At 72.6% G+C, this 17,960-nt stretch carries 12 protein-coding genes; 4 read left to right on the top strand and 8 right to left on the bottom strand.

Annotation, left to right across the window (positions count from 1 at the left end):
• Positions 1-201: 201 nt before the first annotated feature.
• On the bottom strand, positions 202-693 hold the full coding sequence (locus ACFWP2_RS21345) for a hypothetical protein (protein ID WP_380453622.1): 492 nt from the start codon (positions 691-693) through the stop codon (positions 202-204).
• 424 nt (positions 694-1,117) lie between these two features.
• Between ACFWP2_RS21345 and ACFWP2_RS21340 the strand changes: the two genes are divergently transcribed.
• A complete protein-coding gene (locus ACFWP2_RS21340) occupies positions 1,118-5,233 on the top strand; it encodes a polymorphic toxin-type HINT domain-containing protein (RefSeq protein ID WP_380453620.1) in 4,116 nt (1,371 codons plus the stop codon).
• Between the two features lie 14 nt (positions 5,234-5,247).
• A complete protein-coding gene (locus tag ACFWP2_RS21335) occupies positions 5,248-5,595 on the top strand; it encodes a hypothetical protein (RefSeq protein WP_380453618.1) in 348 nt (115 codons plus the stop codon).
• A 156-nt stretch (positions 5,596-5,751) separates the two neighbouring features.
• On the opposite strand, the gene ACFWP2_RS21330 is transcribed toward ACFWP2_RS21335, so the two are convergent.
• Both ACFWP2_RS21330 and ACFWP2_RS21325 read right to left on the bottom strand, forming a co-directional pair.
• Positions 5,752-6,117, bottom strand: a complete 366-nt coding sequence (locus ACFWP2_RS21330) for a hypothetical protein (protein WP_380453615.1) — start codon at positions 6,115-6,117, stop codon at positions 5,752-5,754.
• A 313-nt stretch (positions 6,118-6,430) separates the two neighbouring features.
• Positions 6,431-6,994, bottom strand: a complete 564-nt coding sequence (locus ACFWP2_RS21325) for a CGNR zinc finger domain-containing protein (RefSeq protein ID WP_380453612.1) — start codon at positions 6,992-6,994, stop codon at positions 6,431-6,433.
• A 93-nt stretch (positions 6,995-7,087) separates the two neighbouring features.
• Between ACFWP2_RS21325 and ACFWP2_RS21320 the strand changes: the two genes are divergently transcribed.
• Together ACFWP2_RS21320 and ACFWP2_RS21315 are read left to right on the top strand one after the other, a co-directional pair.
• Complete coding sequence (locus ACFWP2_RS21320; RefSeq protein ID WP_380453610.1) at positions 7,088-8,683, top strand: FAD-dependent monooxygenase; 1,596 nt, start codon at positions 7,088-7,090, stop codon at positions 8,681-8,683.
• A gap of 303 nt (positions 8,684-8,986) precedes the next feature.
• Positions 8,987-9,511: a DUF6879 family protein gene (locus tag ACFWP2_RS21315; RefSeq protein WP_380453608.1), complete on the top strand. Its 525-nt coding sequence runs from the start codon at positions 8,987-8,989 to the stop codon at positions 9,509-9,511.
• A 190-nt stretch (positions 9,512-9,701) separates the two neighbouring features.
• Here ACFWP2_RS21315 and ACFWP2_RS21310 read toward each other — a convergent pair whose 3' ends face one another.
• The 5 genes from ACFWP2_RS21310 to ACFWP2_RS21290 form a co-directional block, all read right to left on the bottom strand.
• On the bottom strand, positions 9,702-9,860 hold the full coding sequence (locus ACFWP2_RS21310) for a hypothetical protein (RefSeq protein WP_380453606.1): 159 nt from the start codon (positions 9,858-9,860) through the stop codon (positions 9,702-9,704).
• A gap of 16 nt (positions 9,861-9,876) precedes the next feature.
• Entirely contained in the window at positions 9,877-10,218 is a 342-nt protein-coding gene (locus ACFWP2_RS21305; RefSeq protein ID WP_380453604.1) for a hypothetical protein, read from the bottom strand.
• 86 nt (positions 10,219-10,304) lie between these two features.
• Positions 10,305-11,000 (bottom strand): hypothetical protein, encoded by a 696-nt coding sequence (locus tag ACFWP2_RS21300; protein ID WP_380453601.1) that lies wholly within the window; start codon positions 10,998-11,000, stop codon positions 10,305-10,307.
• Positions 10,997-15,280: an NEW3 domain-containing protein gene (locus ACFWP2_RS21295; RefSeq protein ID WP_380453598.1), complete on the bottom strand. Its 4,284-nt coding sequence runs from the start codon at positions 15,278-15,280 to the stop codon at positions 10,997-10,999. Before ACFWP2_RS21295 ends, ACFWP2_RS21300 begins: the two co-directional genes overlap by 4 nt.
• 23 nt (positions 15,281-15,303) lie before the next feature.
• Positions 15,304-17,766 (bottom strand): discoidin domain-containing protein, encoded by a 2,463-nt coding sequence (locus ACFWP2_RS21290; protein ID WP_380453596.1) that lies wholly within the window; start codon positions 17,764-17,766, stop codon positions 15,304-15,306.
• Positions 17,767-17,960 lie beyond the last annotated feature (194 nt).

The raw sequence follows: 17,960 nt of genomic DNA, 5'->3' as shown, positions 1-17,960 counted from the left end.
GTGAAGTCCTCGACGGCCGGCGGTGCGGCGGAGTTGTCCGCGGGGGTGGTGTCGGCGGAGGCGATGGCGGTGGCTCCGCCGAGGACCGCGGCGGTCGCCGCGGCGGTGGCCAGCCACCGGCGTGCGGTGGTGGTGCGCAGGGGGTTGTGGGTCACCTGGGGCTCCATCGGGAAGGTGAGCGGGGAGCGGGGCGGGGTGGGGTCAGCCGGTGACGCGCAGTTCGAGCAGGGTGGTGGGCTTGCCGGTGCCGTTGCCGGAGCCGATCCCGACGGGGACGGCGGTGCCCTTGGCGATGTCGAGGCTCTGGGAGGCGCCGTCGCTGGTGAGCTTGGCGTTGAGCGCGTAGTCGTCGGTGCGGATCCGGAACACGTTCGGGACCTCGACGGCGAGGTAGCCGGTGCTGCCGGTGGCGCGGAAGCAGATCTGGTTGCCGCTGCTGTTGGGCAGGTCCCAGCTGAGCACGCTGATCTGGTCGTCCTTGGTGCAGTCGGACAGCACGATGTGGCCGTCGCCGCGCAGCAGCTTCACGTTCGGGTACGGGGCCGGGCCGGGGTGGATGAAGTCCTCGACGGCCACCGGCGCGGCGGAGTTGTCCGCGGGGGTGCCGTCGGCGGAGGCGATCGCGGAGACGCCGAGCGTGGCGGCCGCGGCGACGGCGCCGCCAACGAGCCAGCGGGACATGCGCTTTGCCATTGCTAATCCTCTTCGTTCGTTCGGTGTTGACCTGGTCGACAGATTGCCGGAATGGGGCGAAGAGCCCGGATGGCAGGAGAACCGGCATGACACGACGATGCGTCATGAATGCTGTAAGCAAGCCTTGAAAGCCGCTTCGGCCCTCCCCTTGACCACCGGCGGAAACCGCCCCATCGAACCAGATCAACTGAGGTCGCGCCAAGACCCTTTTGGCAGCTCAGGCGGGTAGGTTGTCACGGTTTGGAGGGCATTTGATCACATACTGACGGTGCGACACCTTTGCCGAATTATGAGTCCACTGAGGCACTTTGACGCCCAGTGGACGACTGGACCGTTTGACTTCGTGGGCGTTCTGTTGGAGTGTCACTTATCGTGGCTCCGCTGCGGCCGGGAATCGGCCGATGTCGACAGTGGAGGTTTTCCCGTGCGCCAATCGATATCCCGTTCACGACGGCGAGGGAGGGGAGGGCCGCCGCTGCTGGGCAGGCTCTCCCTGGGCCTGCTGCCACTGGCCCTCACGGCCGGACTGGTCGGGGCCGGCGTCCCGAGCGCCGCCGCCGTCGAGCCGCTCCCCGGGCAGACCCAGCCGAGCGACCGCGAGCGGACACTGAAGGCATGGCTCAACAGCGGTCCCCGCACCCATGCCCTGGCCGAGGCCGCGCTCGCGGGCTCCGAGCAGGACGTGAAGCGGTTCGTCGACAACGAACTCGCCGGAGCCCAGCACGCGGACGACCTGCTCGCCGCCACCCAGATCTCCAGCGTCGGCGGGCCGAAGGTCCGCGAGGCCGCCGACAAGGCCATCGACGGCACCGCCGACGAGCTGCGCACCTTCCTCGACAGCGGCTGGCAGGACGCCCTCGACGCCGACCGGCGGCTGTGGATCACCCGGATCACCGACCCCGCGATGGGCGCCGGCCGCAGTCTGCGGGCCGCGGGCGATGCCGCACTGCGCGCCAACACCAGTGACGATCTGCAGAAGTTCCTGACGGAGACCCAGTTCACCGCGAAGGACGGCGACGACCGGGTCAAGCTGGTCCAGATCCTGAGCTCCGGTGGACCCAACGTCCAGGCGGCGGCACGCATCGCGCTGAACGGGTCGATCCAGGACGTGCGGGACTTCCTCGCGACCGGCCAGTACATCGCGCAGAGCCGTGACCAGGAGCGCGCGAGCATCGCGCAGCTGGCGCAGCAGGCGAAGGACGCGAGCGCGCAGGCGGCCCAGGAGACGGCCGCAGCGATCGAGGCCAAGGACCAGGCGGTCCACAACTCGGAGCTGGCCAAGGCGGATGCCGCGCGGGCGGCGATCGAGACGCAGCAGGCCGGAGCCGACACGGCCAAGGCCACGGAGGCGGCGAACAGGGCAGCGAGTGCGGCCGAGCGCGCGGGTGCGGCGGCGCAGACGGCGATGACCGCCGCCCGTGCGGCCAACGCCTCGGCGCGGGCCGCCGCCGTCGCGGCGTCGAACGCCGCGGCGGCCGCGGCCGGTGCCCAGCGGGCCGCGGCGAACGCGCGGACGGCTGCCGCTGCGGCGGCCGGTGACGCGACCAAGGCGCACGAGGCGCGGGTGGCGGCGGACGCCGCCGACGCCGCGGCCAAGATCGCCGCCGATGCGAACGCCACGCTGGTGAAGGCCAACGAGGCCGCGGCCCGGAGCAAGGACGCGGCGGGTGCCGCACTCAGTGCCAAGGGCAACGCCGATTCCGCGGCGGGTTCGGCCGAGCAGGCCGGCGCCTACGCGGACAGCGCGGGCGGTCAGTCGGCGAAGGCCAAGCAGGCCGCCGCGGCGACGCGTCGCTCGGCCGCCGAGGCCGGCCGTGCCGCCGCGGCGTCGCAGCAGCTGGCCGGCGAGGCCGCCACTCAGGCCGAGGCCGCCAAGACGCTGCTGGCGTCCGCGGCCTCCCACGCCGCCGCGGCGGCGCAGGCCGCCCGGGACGCCGCCGACCACGCCGGCGCCAGCGCGAACGCCGCGCAGGAGTCGACCGACCACGCGAACGCCGCCTCCGGCTTCGCCACGGACGCCCAGACCGCGGTCGACAAGGCCAACGCCGTCCAGGACCTGACCCGTCGCACCGAGGCCGAAGACCTGGCCAACCGCACCGCAGCAGCCGTGGAGAAGGCCCGCAAGGCCAAGGCCGACCAGGCGGACAAGCAGGCGCAGACCGACCAGGCGGCCCAGGACGTCCAACAGGCGAAGGCCGAGGCCGACCGCCTGGCCCTGCTGGCCAACCAGCCCGGCACCACGCCGGCACAGGTCGCCACCGACGGCCGCAAGCTCGCCCTCATCTCCCGCAAGATGTCGAGCACTTGGGGATCGGCGGCAGCCGACGCGGCTCTCACCGGCAACGACGCCGCGGTGTTCTCCTACGTGAAGGGCGGCCGCAAGCAGGCCGAGGAGCACGACGCGCGCGACCGCGCCACCAAGATCTACGGGGACTCGGAGAGCGACGCGGTCCGCACCGCCGCCTACACCGCGCTGCAGGGCAGCACAGGCCAGGTCGACGCCTTCCTGACCAGCGGTCAGTTCGATGCCGCCGCGCCGGAGAACCGGCTCACGATCACCCGCCTGAGCGACACCGCCGGCCCCGCCGTCAAGGCCGCGGCCGACGCCGCGCTCCGGGTCAACACCCCCGCCGCGCTGCGGGACTTCCTCGGCAAGGGACTGGCCGACGCGCAGGCCGCCGACGACCGGCTGACCGCCACCCGACTGGAGGACGCCCAGGACACCGAACCCGAGCTCAAGGCCGCGGCCCGGATCGCCCTCGAAGGCCCCGTCCAGGACCTGCGCACCTTCGTCGCCCAGGGCCAGTACACCGCCCAGCAGAAGGACCGGCTCACCGCCGTCCACGTCGCCGACGTCAAGGGCCTGATCGCCGAGGCCACCGCCGCCGCCGCCACCGCGCAGAAGAACGCGGCCACGGCCCAGGCCGCCGCCGCCATCGCCCGCGACGCCGCCGCCGAGGCCAACGGCTACGCGGCCCAGGCCCAGGCCTCGGCCAACACCGCCGCCGACCAGGTCGCCAAGGCCCAGGCCGCCGCCGACGCCGCCCAGGCCTCCGCCACCAAGGCAGCCGCCTCGGCGAAGAGCGCCAACGCCGCCAAGGCCTCCGCCAACCGCGACGCCGCCAAGGCCGTCTACTCCGCCAACCGGGCCGAACAGTCGGCCCGGCAGGCGCGCTGGGCGGCGGCCGAAGCCAATGAGTCCGCAAGCGCCGCCCGCAGCTCCGCCGAGGCGGCCGGTCAGGACGCGACGGCCGCCCAGGCCTCCGCCGACAGCGCCCACGCGACCTACGAGACGCGGCGGGAGGCCGAGGAGAAGGCCCGGCTCGCCAAGCTCGAGGCGGAGCGCAAGGAGGCCGAGCAGCAGGCTGCGGCCGAGAAGGAGAAGCAGGACGCGATCGCGGCGCTCGAGGACGAGATCAAGAAGGCGAAGGAGGACAGCGAGAACGTCAGCTACCTCTACCACCTCTTCTCCGAGAGCATCCACCTCACCCTCGACGTCATCGGCGGCGCGGGCGGCGTCATCGCCCCCGGCCTCGCCGACATCGCGGACCTCGTCAACTGCGCCTACTACGCGGTCGAGGGCCGCACCACCGAGGCGCTCACCTCCTGCATCGGCGCGATCCCCTTCATCGGCGACGGCGCCGCCGTCGCCAAGCTCGCCCAGTGGGCCAAGAAGTTCGGCTCCTGGGGTGAGAAGGCCGTCGAGTTCATCCAGAAGCTCGTCACCCGCGTTCCGCCGGTCTGCCCGCTGAACAGCTTCCCGGCCGGCACCCGCGTCCTGATGGCCGACGGATCCACCCGTGCCATCGAGACCGTCAGGATCGGCGACGACGTCCTCGCCACCGATCCCACCACCGGACTCACCGGTCCCCGTCGGGTGGCGGACACCATCTACACCCCGGACGACCGCGACTTCACCGACGTCTCCCTGGGCGCCGGGCAGTCCCTGACCAGTACCGACCACCACCCCTTCTGGGCCGAGAACCGGAAGCAGTGGACGGACGCCGCCGACCTCAAGCCCGGCGACGAACTGCGCGACCCCGCCGGACAGCCCCGGCGCGTTGAGGACGTCCGGCACTGGAACACCCTCCAGCCCGCCTACAACCTCACCGTCGCCGACCTCCACACGTACTACGTGCTGGCGGGCGACCTCCCGGTCCTGGTCCACAACGCGACGAACTACTGCCCGAAGCGTCTCGCCCTCGGTCTCTCCGAGAGCGAGACGGGCGCTGACCTGCTGGGCAAGTTCGCCAAGGACGTCAAAGCGAAGTCGTACATGACCTTCCCCGACGGCACGGACTGGAAGCAGACCGTCCGCGACGCGCTCACCCCGGGAAAGAAGACCGACATCTTCTTCAACCTCGACGGCATCGGGAAGGAGAAGGCACGGGAGTGGGCCGCGGCACAGGAAGGGATGGCGAATCCCGTGAAGCCCTTCACAGGCTGGGAGCTGGCAATGATCAAGGCTGCGCCGAAGGAGGTACGGGATCGCGTGAAGTGGTATCTGAACGGTGAAGAGACGACAAGCCCCTTCGACTGAGACGAGCCCTTCGCATGAGCAGTGGAACGACGTTTTTGGCGGGACTCAACGACCTGCCCCTGCGGACCGAGAGGGCCTTCCGCCCCTGGTCCTACTCGGTGTCGCACCGCTGCCTGGTGCTGCGAACCTGGGAGGACGACACGAAGCCGGTCCTGGAGCTGGAGTTCAAGAACGTCTTGGCGATGAAGCTCCGACGGACTTTCGACGCGCTGTACGTGTCCGAGGTCGGTGGGGTCCCCGATATCGACGAATTCGCGGACATCTCGGAGGAGGACCGCGAGCTCTACCGGACACTGCTGTTGTCCGACGGCACGCACCAGGGGTTCGTGGTGTGCAGCCGCATGCAGCTCGTGAGCCTGTGACACGACTCCGTTGATCCCGAGGTGTGAAGGCGTCCTGCCGGTTCCGTCCGGCAGGACGCCCTTCCCATCGGCCGTCGGCCCCCTCCGAACCCGGAGGGGGCCGAAACGCTTTCCGGCCCGGCGCGTTTCCCGGCGGGGTGCGGCGCGGCGGCCGGGTCAGCAGCCGATGTAGCGCATGGTGATGCTGGTGAAGTGGGTGCGCGCGGGGGCGTACAGGGTGATGGCGCGGGACTTGCCCTTGCCCCCGGCCCAGTCGCTGTCGACGTAGCCGCCGCCGGAGAGGTTGCCGCGCACGTAGGGACAGCGGCCGTCCGCCTTGGTGTCGTGCACGGTGCCGACGAGCTTGGTGTGGTTGTTGCAGGTCTTGCCGTTCGCGTAGCCCTCGCCGGAGTTGACGCTCCAGTTCTGGGTGCACGAGTCGGCGGGCGGGGCGGCGTGGGCGGCGGTGGCCGGGAGGAGCAGGGCGGCGAGGGCCAGAGCGGCGACGGCGGCTCCGGGGACGGCGAGACGGCGCTTGGACATGGCGGTACCTCCACACGGGTGCACGGTGGACATCCGGGCCGGGGCGTCGGGCGGCGCGCGGGCACACGACACGCGCGGCACGTCCGACCGCCCGCCCGGCGGTTCGTCGAGCGTGACGTAGTCGAACGACCTTCGTCAATCGGGGAGTTGGGACCTGGCGGCGGCACAGTGCCCCTGGGGTGCCGGGGCGGCCCGGGCGACCCAAGGGGTACGCCCCGCACCACGGGGGTGGCCTCGGCCGGTCGTGCACGTGCGCGACCTCCGGCCCGGAGTTCGGCGGTCGGGTCACCGGGGCGCGGCTGCCGACCCGACCTCAGGCCCGGTCCCCCTTCTGCGCGCGGTGGGCGGCGACCCGGACACGGGTGGCGCAGCGCGGGGTGCAGTAGCGCTGCGGGGTGCGGCGGCCGGTGTCGATGAAGAAGCGCTCGCAGCCCGGGGCGGCGCAGCAGCCCCAGGCGCAGCGGCCGCGTTCGCTGAGCCACAGGCCGAGGGCGAGGGCGGCGGTGGAGAGCAGCCAGTGGGTGAGGCCGGCGTCGGCGGGGGCGCGGGTGTGGAGGGACCAGGGCCGGCCGGGGAGGCGGACCAGTCGGGGGCGGGCCGGGTGGCGGTCGAGCAGGGCGTTGATCAGTTCGGCCGCCCGGTCCGGGTCGTCCGCCTCGAGGACGGCGATCACCTCGGCGGCGGCCTCGCGCAGTTCGCGGGCGTCGGCTTCGGTGAGCCGGAAGGGCGGGCCGCCGTGGCGGTCCAGGAGGGCCTGGAGTTCGGCGGCACCCACGGTGGGGTCCTCGCGGACGGTGTTGGCTAGGTCGGTGAGGAAGTGGAGACCGCGGGGGTTGCCGCCGTCGGCGTGCCGGGCGGGGTCCTGGGGCTGGGGCATGGGGGTCGCCTCGAAAGGTCGGAGGGTGCCGTCCGAACCATGGTAACTTCAAAATGATCCAGTAGGCGTTACAACGTGATGCAGGAGTGTGGCATGCGATTCCCGGAGACCACGTCCGTGCTCATCGTCGGCGGCGGCCCGGTCGGTCTGACCCTGTCCGTCCAGCTGTCCGGCCACGGCGTCCCGCACCTGCTCGTCGAGGCGCACCCGGGCACCTCGCGCCACCCCAAGGCCCGTGGGGTGTCGGCGCGTTCGATGGAGGTGTTCCGGCGGTGCGGCCTGGAGGAGGAGGTCCGGCGGGCCGGACTCCCGGCCTCGCAGGTGTTCTTCTACCGGGGCCGCAGCCTGGTCGACCCGGACTTCGTCCGCACCGGCGTGGCGGCCGACGGGCCGGAGGGCACCGAGCACACCCCCTCGCCCGGACTGATCTGCTCGCAGGACGCGCTGGAGGCCGTCCTGCTGCGGCGGGCCCGCCGACTCGCCCCGGACGGCGTCCGGTTCGCCACCCGGCTGCTCTCCCTCACCCAGGACGACGACGCCGTGCACGCCCTGCTGGAGGACCGGACGACCGGCGAACGGCACACCGTGCGCGCCGACCGGCTGATCGGCTGCGACGGCGCGTCGAGCACCGTGCGCGAGGCGGCCGGGATCGCCATGGCGGGACCGACCGGCCTCGGCCACTTCCTCAGCATCCGCTTCGAGGCACCGCTCGGCGAGGTCGTGGCCGACCGCGCCAGCGCGTCGTACTTCCTCACCGGGCCGGGCCGTGGCGGCTTCCTGGCCGTCGACAACGACCGGCAGTGGATCTACCAGTACCCGTACGACCCCGAACACACCGACACCGAGGCCCTGTCGGCCGACCACCAGGCACTCGGCCGACTCGTCCGCGAGGCCGCCGGGCTGCCCGAGCTGGCCGTCACCGTCCGCGACACCATGACCTGGCGGATGGACGCCCGCCTCGCCGAGACCTACCGCCACGCGCGGGTGCTGCTCGCGGGCGACGCCGCCCACGTGGTGCCGCCGACCGGCGGGCACGGCATGAACACCGGCATCGGCGACGCGGACAACCTCGCCTGGAAGCTCGCGGCGGTCACCGCGGGTACGGCCGGCGAGGCGCTGCTGGACACCTACGAGGCCGAGCGCCGCCCGGTCGCCCGTCAGGTCATCGACATCTCGCTCGCCAACTCCCGTGCCCGCGCCGGATACCGGATCGACGACGAGCTGCTGCTCACCGCGGCCTACCGCTCGACGGCGGTCGTCACCGACCCCTCCGACCCCGCGCTCCCACCCCTGGCCCCCGACCTCGAACACCCCGCCGGCGCACCCGGCACCCGCCTCCCCCACCTACGACTCCCCGGCCCGCCCGGGGCCGCGTCCACCCTGGACCTGGTCGGGCCCGGCTTCACCCTGTTCACCGCCTCCGGCGACGCGGCCTGGCCGCGGCAGGCGGCCGACGCCACGGCGGCGGGCCTGCCCGTCACCGTGCACCCGCTCCCAACTCCCCTCTGGGCCAAGGCCACCGGCCTCCCGACCACCGGTGCCGCCCTCGTCCGCCCGGACGGCCACATCGCCTGGCGGACTCCGAAACCACCCACCGGAGATGGAGAGTTGATCACCGTCCTGCGCCGAGTGCTGTCGACGGAGGAGAGGGTTCCCTTCGGACAGCGATCATCTGACGCATCGTCATGAAACGTACCCGGAGGCCGTAGGCCATCGACCAGGCCCGCGAGGCACGCTCGACCTGTCCACGCCGCCGGTGGGCGTGCCGGCCGGGGCCCTCGGCGCCGACAACCCGGCGCCCCCTGTCGGCCGCACCCGGCTCACCCACCGGACGAAGTCCCGCTGCGACCGATCCCGACCCCGGTGTCTCAAGTACCCCCGGTGCGGCGCGCGTTACCCGGTGGCGGACCTCCCCGCCGGCCGCCTCCTCGCAAGGGGGAGAATGTGGTCCGCATCCCGCTGAGGACCACCCGATCTTGACGGAGGCTTGCGATGACGCAGAGCGCACCGGACTTCGCCGAACTGCTGAGGGGCGCCACGCGCTCCGCCGTACACCTGGAGATGCGCGACAGCTACTCGGTCGGCGACGAGGTCGAGCCCTTCGAGCGGTTCAGGAGGACCGGCGAAGTGGACAACGACCCGAGCATGTCGTTCTGGCCCACGTGGATCCCGCTGGTGGAGGACGCGATATCCCGGGGTGTCGTCATGCGCCGCGCCCGGATCGTCTCGGAGCCCGTGACCGAGTACATCCGCTACGAGCACGCCGTCACCCCGGTGAACCTCGCGGCCGGCGAACAGGTCCGCTGGCTGCCCCGCAGCCGGGCATCGGCCATCGCCCTCCCGGGCAACGACTTCTGGCTGATCGACCGCCGACTGGTGCTCTTCCACTGGTTCACGGGCGACGGCGACTGGGCGGGACACGCCTTCACGGAGGACCAGGCGGCGGTGCGGCTCTGCTCCGCCGCCTTCGAGGCCGTCTGGGCGGCGGGCATCCCCCACGAGCGGTACAGCGTCTGACGCCACGAGAAGGTCGGCGAGCACCGTCCGTTCGAGGACGCCCCGCTCTACTCTGTCATGGTCCGTCCCCTTCGCTGAACAGCCTTGCCATGGCGCAGACCTGCTTTGCCCGCCGCGCGCGAGGCGGGCGCGGCGGGCGCGGCGGGCGCGGGGCAAGTCCTCGCATCAGCGTCGGCGAGGTCGAAGGATCTCAGGCCACCGGTATCGCCGTGAAGCGGTTGCGGAGCTCGTTGTCGGGGTGGGCCTCCATCACGAAGTCATCGCCTTCCCTGTCATTCGAGATGAACACGAATCGGTTGGTGCTGGGGTTGAGGAAGACGAACACCCCGGGATCGGGTTCGAGGACCATGAAGCTGTTACGGGCCTCATCGCGATACGGGGTGTGCTTCGACGACCTTGTCTCCGCCCCGGTCGTCCTCGGAGACGAACAGGTAGCAGCCGGTCGCGGGATTGTAGAGACGGACGTTCCCGCTACCGCCGGCTTGGGCCTCGAACCTGTTCCTGAATTCGCCGGGGTAGGGGTGGGCTTCGACCACCTTGTCGTCCCCCTGCGTGTCGTTCGAGACGAAGAGGAACTGACCGTTCTGCTGGTCGGTGTGCAGCATGATCTGTGCCGGAAACATGGGAAGAGGCATGGTCACGGCTCTCTTGTCTGGGTCTTCGCGGGCTTGGTGACGAACAGTGGGAGCCGGGTCGACCAGCTCCACGAATCCCCCGCATCACCCATGAAGACGCCATCGGGCAGGGTCCGCAACAAGGGGCGGCCTGGTGCGCCTGCCGCGCCCGGGGGACCTCAGTGGCGGTGGTGGTTGTCGGGTTGGGCGGGGTCGCCGGGGTGTTCCAGGCCCTCGACCAGGGTGAGGCGTCGGGCGCGTTCGTGATCCAGCCAGCGGACGAAGGCGGCGCGGCGGGCGGCGTCCCGCAGGGACGGGGTGGGGTCGGGAGGCTCCGGGGGCTTGGTCACAGCGAGCAGGGCGGCTGTCCAGGGGCCGGCGGTGACCCACTCGCCGGGTGGGGCCGTGCAAAGGGCTTCGGCGAGGGCGGTCGGGAGGGTGGTGGGGTCGGCCTCCAACTCGCCGTCGGGGAGGACGACATGCCAGTGCTCCACCGGTGGGCGGGTGGTCATGGTGCGGTAGTGGGCCACGTCGGCGGGTGAGGGCTCGATGGCGGCCGTTACGGCGTCGTAGACGGCTCGGACGGCTGCGCTGCCCTCGTAGGCGGCCGCCGTGACGGAGCCGAGTTCGACGGCGGCTTGCTGGTCGAGGCGGGCTGGGGTCGAGGAACCGACGGGTAGGCTGCGCTCGGCCGCCACTGCCTCGCAGAGGGCTTCGGTCAGCAGCACCTGGGCCGCCCACCGGGCGAGCTGGCGGTCCTCCGAACTTCCGGGCTGTGGCAGCGCGGAGGCGCGCGGGCCGTTCCGGAGGGCCGCGAGACGGTGGTCGAGGGCGGTGCGTGGCAGGGGACGTCCGTCGAGCAGGCCGAGGGTCATGCCTCCACCACCAGGGCGACGGTCGGGGCGTACTGGCAGCGCCCGAACCACATGACCTTCGCCAGGGCCCAGTACGAGCCCGGGTCGGTTGCTTCGGGCGCGGTGACGGCGAAGTCGACGGTCGTGGAGGTGCCGGCCGGAACGGCGAAGCCGCGGACGGGGTCGGCGATCGCCTCCCAGGTGCCCCACGGGGAGACGAGCTGGAGCTCGCCCCGGATCTCGCCGCGTGTGCGGTTGGTGAGGGTGAGGCTGAGCGTGGCACGGCCGCCGGCGGTGAGGTACAGGGCCTCGGTGGAGACCGCGACGTCCAGGCCGGTGTCCCGTCCGCTCGTGGCCTTGGTGCCCTGGGCGATCGTCCAGTCCTCCGGGGTGTCGCCGGGTACGGGCAGCAGCTCGGGGAGGTCGCCGACGGCGATGGTCACCACGTCCTCGATCTGCTGCCCGTCGTGCTCGATCCGGACGGCTGCGAAGTACAGCCCCGCCTCGGCCCCGGCCGGCGGGGTGAGGGTGACCGGGAAGCGCAGGTGGCCATCGGGTGCGAGCCGGTACGGGCGGCTGCCGACGCTGCTCGCCCAACCCTCGGGCGGCAGTACCACGGCCGTGCCCTCGACCGCCGCGTCCCGCAGCTGCGAGGAGAGGGCTACCGAGAGCGTCACCGCGTCGCCCGCCGTTCGCAGGAGCCCGGGCGAGGCGCCGACGGAGACCGGCAGGTAGCCGAGCGGTGCCGGCCCCCGGTTGTGCAACCAGTAGCGGGCGTGGACGGGTTGGGCGGCCTCCGCGGTCGGGCCGAGGGAGGCTTCACCCGCGGGCGCGGTGACGGCGGGGGTCGCGAGCAGGGTGGCGATCCGCGAGCCGGCGAGGTCGAGGGCGGGGCCGTCGGAAGGGCGCGGGCGTTCCAGCAGGTCGGCGGCCCGCACCTCCCCGAGACCGAGCGCGCCGCCGAGTTCCGCCGTCCGCCCGAGGCCGGTCGACTCGACGAGCCGGACGGTCAGTTCGCTCCCGACCGGCGCCGTCGAGCCGTGCGCGATCGGGTTGCCGGCCGGCTTGAGCGCGCCGAGCAGGACCTCGCGCTGCGGTTCGACCCGCAGCCAGGACAGGGTGGCCGGCAGCGGCCCCTCCTGGGCCGGGGCGATCCGGGCGTGGAGCGGGTGGTTGAACTCCTGGCCTTGGGCGGGGAGGGTCTGGTCCCGCCAGTCTCCGTCCCCTCCGACCAGCGCGTAGTTGAACTCATGTGTCCAGTGCTGGAGTTGGAAAGGGGTGCCGTCGGGCAGGGTGCGGCGGGGCGGGTCGATCCAGACTCCGGACGGCCAGCCGGTGCAGGAGCGCATCAGCGACAGGTGCAGCGCGCCGGTGGTGTCGACGGCGAAGCCGGGCAGGCCGAAGCTGAGCAACGCCACGGTGTGGTCGGCCAGTTGGTCCGTGACGGCCGACGGGCAGACGGCGGTGATCCGGGCGTCGGCCAGGTCGTCGACCAGTGCCGCCGCATCGGAGACGACGAGCGCCGGCAGTGCCCGCAGGTCGCGCAGATCGGCGCTGGGTTGCCAGGCCTCGGCGAGGGGCGTCAGGGCGGGCACCCACACCGCGCCGTGCGCCTTCAGGACGGCCGCGTACTCCTCCCCCGTCTGCGCTATCAACTCCTTTGCCACCGGGTTGACTTCGGGCGAGCCGACCACGATGCGGAAGTCCGGCAGGTTGGAGTCCACGTCCAGCCACCCGTACCGCGCCCAGTCCGCTCCCGAGGTGGTGGCCGTGACCCCGACCCGCGCCAGCGCGACCACCAGCGGGCGGGCGTCGGCGGCGTCGTCCAGCGTCGGGACGACGACCTCCGCCACGCCGAGGGCCCGCGAGCCGATCACCGCCCCTGCCGGGTCGGCCAGTTCGGCCCGCGCCGTGGCGCCGAGGCCGAACCAGGTGTTGGCCGGATTGTCCAGGGTCCAGGGCGCCTCCGCCGAGTCCACGTCCGGCATCGCGAAGCCGCGTCCGACGACCGCGCCCGCGACCTCGCTGACCGGCAGGCCGCCCGGGACGTCCACCGGGAAGCGCAGCCGCAGCAGTCGGTCGGCGCCGGAGTAGTCCACCACGCGGGTGCGGCAGTCCACCCGGTCGAGGCCGCGCCAGAGCGTGACGGTCTGCTCGTACCGGAGGGAGTCGACCGTGCCCTCGATCACCAGGCGCTCGCCGAGCGGGCCGGTCTCCCGGCGGACCGAAGCGGCGGCACCAGGAGCGGCGACATCCGAGGCGACGGCATCCCCGGAGCCGACCACCGGCCCGCTGGGCACCAGGTGCCAGGGGCCCTCGCCGAAGTCGGGGTGCTGCGGGTACTCCTCGTACACCCGCAGCTCGTTGCCGATCCGGCCGTCCTGGATCAACTCCCGTTCGTGCAGCAGGTCCCACACCGAGGACAGGCCGCCGCCGCGCGACGGATCGGCGGTGACCCGGTAGCGGCCGTTCCCGATCGTCGTGCCGGGCTCGGCCGTCCACGGCCGGTCCGCCTCCCCCTCCACCAGCCGCCAGGTGCGCCAGCCGAGCGCCGGAACGCCCGCGGCCAGGAAGCGCAGCACGCCCCGGTCGACGGCGCTGGGCACGGCCTCACCCCGGTCGTCCAGAACCCGCACGGATCGTGCGCCGGAAGGGAGTTCGACGGCGACCAGGTCGGTCCGGTCGAAGGAGAGCGTGTTGGTGACCACGACGGCCCGGCCCGCGCCCACCGTGGAGATGCGCGCGCAGAGCGCGTCCAGCGCCGCGTCCCGCACGCCGGACGCCAGGTCGTACGCCTCCCGCCAGCCGCCGAGCAGGTCCAGGTACACCTGGTCGGACTCGGAGCCGGTGATCGCGTCGTGGTGCGCGCCGTAGGCGAGTTGGCGCCAGACCTTGTCCAGTGCGGCGGCCGGGTAGCGACCGAGGCCGTGGACGGAGGCGAGCGTGGCGAGCTTCTCCGCGTCCACCGCCGCGACCTCGCCCGCCCGTTGGGCCTGCTTGGTGTCGATGTACGAGACGTCCTTGCCGGTGTACACCGGGTTCATGTCCCGGGTCTGCGGGCTGGGTCGCCGGCCGGTGGCCGCCAGCTCGGCCCGGACGGCGTCGAGGAAGTCGCGCGGGGTGGCGCACACGAAGCGGGGCCAGAGGTACCTGGCGGCCCAGGAGCGGTGGATCGCGGTGACCCACTTGTTCGGCGGGGTGTGGTCCGTCCCGACCGGCAGCAGCAGGTTCTTCGTCGCCCCCACCGGCTTGAGCTTCCGGTACAGCTCGTAGACGGCCTGTTCGGCGGTGGCGAGGTCCGGGGACGAGTCCATCCACCAACCGGCCGAGTAGTGGTGCGGCATGTAGTGGGTGAGCACGCCCTCGCCGCCGGGGGCGATCCACTCGAACTCGCTCGGGAACTGCATCACCCGGGCGTCGTCCTTGGCCTCGCGGAAGTTCTTCTGGATCGGGCCCCACTGGTGGAAGGGGCCGCGGGCCCAGGCGCTGCCGGTGAGGCCGGCCGCGGCGAGGTGGCCGGGGAACTGCGGGTCGTGGCCGAACACGTCGAGCTGCCAGGCGGTTCGGGGGTCGCCGCCGAGGATGTCGCGCTGGTAGCCGATGCCGAGGACGATGTTGCGGATGGTGGTCTCGGCGCCGGTCAGGTTGGTGTTCGGCTCGTTGTAGGTGCCGCCGACGAGTTCGACCTGACCGCGTTCCAGCAGCAGCCGCAGCGTGGCGCGGCGCTCCGGGTGCTGGTCGAAGTACGGCTTCAGGTAGTCGACTTCGGCGAGCACGAACCTGTAGACCGGGTCCCGCAGGGCGAGGTCCAGGTGCGCGTCGACGAGGGCGAACCCGTTGCGCTCCCAGCGGGGGCGGGTGGTGGCGTCGGCGGAGAGCAGTTCCCAGGGGGAGGTGTAGGCGGCCTGGGTGTTCCACCAGACCGGGTCGTAGTGGAAGTGCGAGACCAGGAACATCGTCCAGCCGGGCTCGGCGACCTCGACGAGCGCCTCCACGCTCGTCTCCACGCTCATCTCCCCGCTCGCCTCCGCGCCGCCGTCCGAGGCCGAGGCTGCGGCCGCAGCCGTGGCCACAGCCGTGGCGGTGACGGTGACGGGCAGTCGGTCGCCGGGCGAGGCCCCGCCGATCTCCAGCGGGACCTCGACCGGTCCCGTGCCGGTCGCTTCGCCGCGAACTCCCGGGCCGCTGACGGTGATCCGGGCGGCCGGGCCCTCCAGCCGCACCCGCAGCACCTGGCGCGGGGCGTCCTCGGGGCCGACGAACAGGTCCGTGCTCTCGACGGAGGTGATGGTGACCGGCACGGGGGCCTCCTTTCCACGGGGGGCTAAGCGCCCCAGGCCTCGAACTCGTAGACGCGGGCGGCCGGGTCGGTGCTCTGGGTGGGTGTGGTGACCACCAGGCGGACGTAGCGGGCCGTGGTGTTCACCGGGTGGGTGGTGGTGCCGACGGTGTTGCCCTTGACGTCGGCGACGGTCGTCCAGGGGTCGTTGGCGCCCGACCGAGCCTGGATGGTGAAGTCGCGCGTGTTGTAGGAGCTGCTCTCACCGCCCGCCGAGGCGTGCTTCACCACGAAGGAGGACAGCTGCTTCGCCGATCCGAGGTCCACCTCCAGCCACTTGGCGGAGGTCAGGGTGCACCACTTGTCGCTGGTCCCGCCGCCGGTGCTGCCGTTGACGGCCTTGGCCGGGCCCTCGTTGGCGTTGCACTGGCCGGAGGCGGTGGCCGGGCGGTTCAACGCCAGGTTGGTGGCGGTGGGCGGGGTGCCGTTCCAGCTCACCGTGGTGGAGGCGGCGGCCGAGCGCCCGTAGGTGGTGGACACCGCCTCGACGTCGACCGTGGTGGCGGTCTCGCCGCCCGCCCGGTCGAGCCGCCCGACGAAGTACGCGTCGTTGGGCGTGGCACCGAGGAAGGTGCGGCTGCCGTCCGCGTTGCGCCGGTACACCTCGTAGTGGTGCACGTTGCCGCCGGGCGCCGCCGTCCAGGACAGCCGCAGGGACTGACTGGACCCGGCGGTCACGTCGCTCGCGCCGAGCACGGTAAGGCCGGCCGGAGCCGCCGGGGTCTCCACCGAGCCGTCGTAGAGGGCGACTTGGCCGATCCGGAGGTCGTAGGCCGGGTCGCTGCCCTCGACCCGCAGGGCGATCTGGGCGACGGTGCGGCCCGCGTACGGGGAGAGGTCGAGGGTGTGCCGCTCCCAGCCGGTACCGGAGTTGGCGCCGACGTCGACGGTGGTGAAGCTGCTCGGCGCGTCGGTGAAGGAGACGGCGGCCTTGAGCCTGGTGGGCCCGGCGGCCGGGGTCCTGACGACCAGGTCCAGCCTGGTGTTCGCGGCGACCGGCAGCCTGGTCTGGTACAGCCGGACGGTGTTGGCGGCGTCGAGCTTGCCGCTCAGCCGCAGCGAGGAGCCGCCCTGGTAGGCGTCGGTGAAGTCGACGGACGGGGTGAGCCGGCTGCCGCTCGACTCGACCACCCAGCGGTAGGTGGGCGGGACGTCCTGGAGCGAGAGGTTGTTCCAGCCGCCGGTGGCGGCCCGGGTGCCGGCCACGTTGTAGAAGTCGCCCTGCCCGGTGTCGAAGTTGGTGACGAAGGGCTTGGCGGTGATCGGCGAGGACTCGGCCACGTAGCCGGCCAGGCCGGGCCAGCTCGCCGAGAGGTCGATCCGGGACGGGTCGGCGGCGGCTCCGACCCAGTAGCGGGCGTCCTTGGCGTAGAAGTCGGCGCGGTCGGTAGCGGACTTCCAGGTCCACTCCGGGCGGTAGAGGCCGAGCGAGGTGGTGTGCGGCTGCCCGGACGGGAAGAGGGCGGACCAGTTCACGCCGGTGTCGTAGCCGTTGGCCTCGGTGTCGATGCCGGAGTAGAGCTCGTACTCGCTGCGGCCGAGCTGCCGGGCGAGTGTCCGGGAGGAGTTCAGCCCGCTCGCCGACCAGTTGAAGTTCAGGAACATCGAGTCCGCGGTGCGTTTCGAACCCTCTTGGAGGAAGGGCGAGTTGGCCGAGGTGAGGGCGTTCTGCCAGTTGACCGCGCCGGAGGTGGTCATCGCGTCGTACCACATGAACTCGGTGCCGCCCTGCGCCTTGGTGTACTGCATCAGGTTGCGCAGTTCGCCGGCGAGCGCCGAATCGCCGCCGCCGGTCTCCTGGTTGATGAACCAGCCGTCGAAGCCGTAGTACTGCGCGGCCTGGACGAGCTTGTCGGCGACGGGGTAGCGGCTGCCGGACTTCTGGACGAAGTCGCGCACCCACTGGAGCTGGCCGCCGTACGCGCCGGGTGGGAAGAAGACCGTGCCGTACACCTTGACGCCGTTGCGGTGGGCGGCGTCGATCACGGTCGGGTTGGGGGCGAGGATCAGGCCCTCGCCGGCCGAGCCGCCCCAGAACACCAGCTTGTCCACGTACTGCCAGTAGCCGAAGGCGTAGTAGTTCGGGTCGGCGGAGCCCTGCGAGGGGTTGTTGGAGGTGGGGCCGAAGGAGACCAGTGAGGCGATCTTCCCCTCGCCGGTACGGGCGTTGGCGTTGGCCCGCAGCGCCGGGTCGCTCGTGCGCGGCTGGAGCGGGACGCGGGAGCGGTTGAAGCGCGCGTCCGGGTCGGTGGCCGGGTCCCAGTTCAGGATGCCGCTGGGGTACCAGTACGAGGCGAAGGGCTGAGTGCCGGCGGTGGCAGCGGCACGTGCGGTGCCGGTGACGGCGGGCGCGGCGGCGGGTGTCGGGTCGGCCCGGGCCGCCGGGGCGGCGGACAGCGCGGCCGTCGCGAGTGCGGCGCTGAGCAGCAGGGGGAGGCGTCGTGACATGCGGTGGCTCCGATCGAGCGGAGGAGGGTGGGGCGGGCCCGCCGTCGTGGACGGGGGCCCGGCTGCATGCGGGCGTGCCGGTGCTGGAGCGGGTGGGGTGGCGCACCGCGGCCGGGCTTCCTCGGCGTACGGACGCGGCGGGGAGCGGGTCGGGCGGCGGTTCGGGCAGCGGGTCGGGCAGCGGGGGCCGGACG

The organism is Kitasatospora sp. NPDC058444, assembly GCF_042721415.1.
Lineage (GTDB): Bacteria > Actinomycetota > Actinomycetes > Streptomycetales > Streptomycetaceae > Kitasatospora.
This window is presented reverse-complemented; position numbering and strand designations above follow the sequence as displayed.

Bases quoted from the DNA above. Each gene is read 5' to 3' on its own strand.
- ACFWP2_RS21330 (WP_380453615.1), bottom strand. From the start codon at position 6,117: ATGTCCAAGCGCCGTCTCGCCGTCCCCGGAGCCGCCGTCGCCGCTCTG.
- ACFWP2_RS21335 (WP_380453618.1), top strand. From the start codon at position 5,248: ATGAGCAGTGGAACGACGTTTTTGGCGGGACTCAACGACCTGCCCCTG.
- ACFWP2_RS21325 (WP_380453612.1), bottom strand. From the start codon at position 6,994: ATGCCCCAGCCCCAGGACCCCGCCCGGCACGCCGACGGCGGCAACCCC.
- ACFWP2_RS21300 (WP_380453601.1), bottom strand. From the start codon at position 11,000: ATGACCCTCGGCCTGCTCGACGGACGTCCCCTGCCACGCACCGCCCTC.
- ACFWP2_RS21290 (WP_380453596.1), bottom strand. From the start codon at position 17,766: ATGTCACGACGCCTCCCCCTGCTGCTCAGCGCCGCACTCGCGACGGCC.
- ACFWP2_RS21320 (WP_380453610.1), top strand. From the start codon at position 7,088: ATGCGATTCCCGGAGACCACGTCCGTGCTCATCGTCGGCGGCGGCCCG.
- ACFWP2_RS21310 (WP_380453606.1), bottom strand. From the start codon at position 9,860: ATGGTCCTCGAACCCGATCCCGGGGTGTTCGTCTTCCTCAACCCCAGC.
- ACFWP2_RS21315 (WP_380453608.1), top strand. From the start codon at position 8,987: ATGACGCAGAGCGCACCGGACTTCGCCGAACTGCTGAGGGGCGCCACG.
- ACFWP2_RS21345 (WP_380453622.1), bottom strand. From the start codon at position 693: ATGGCAAAGCGCATGTCCCGCTGGCTCGTTGGCGGCGCCGTCGCCGCG.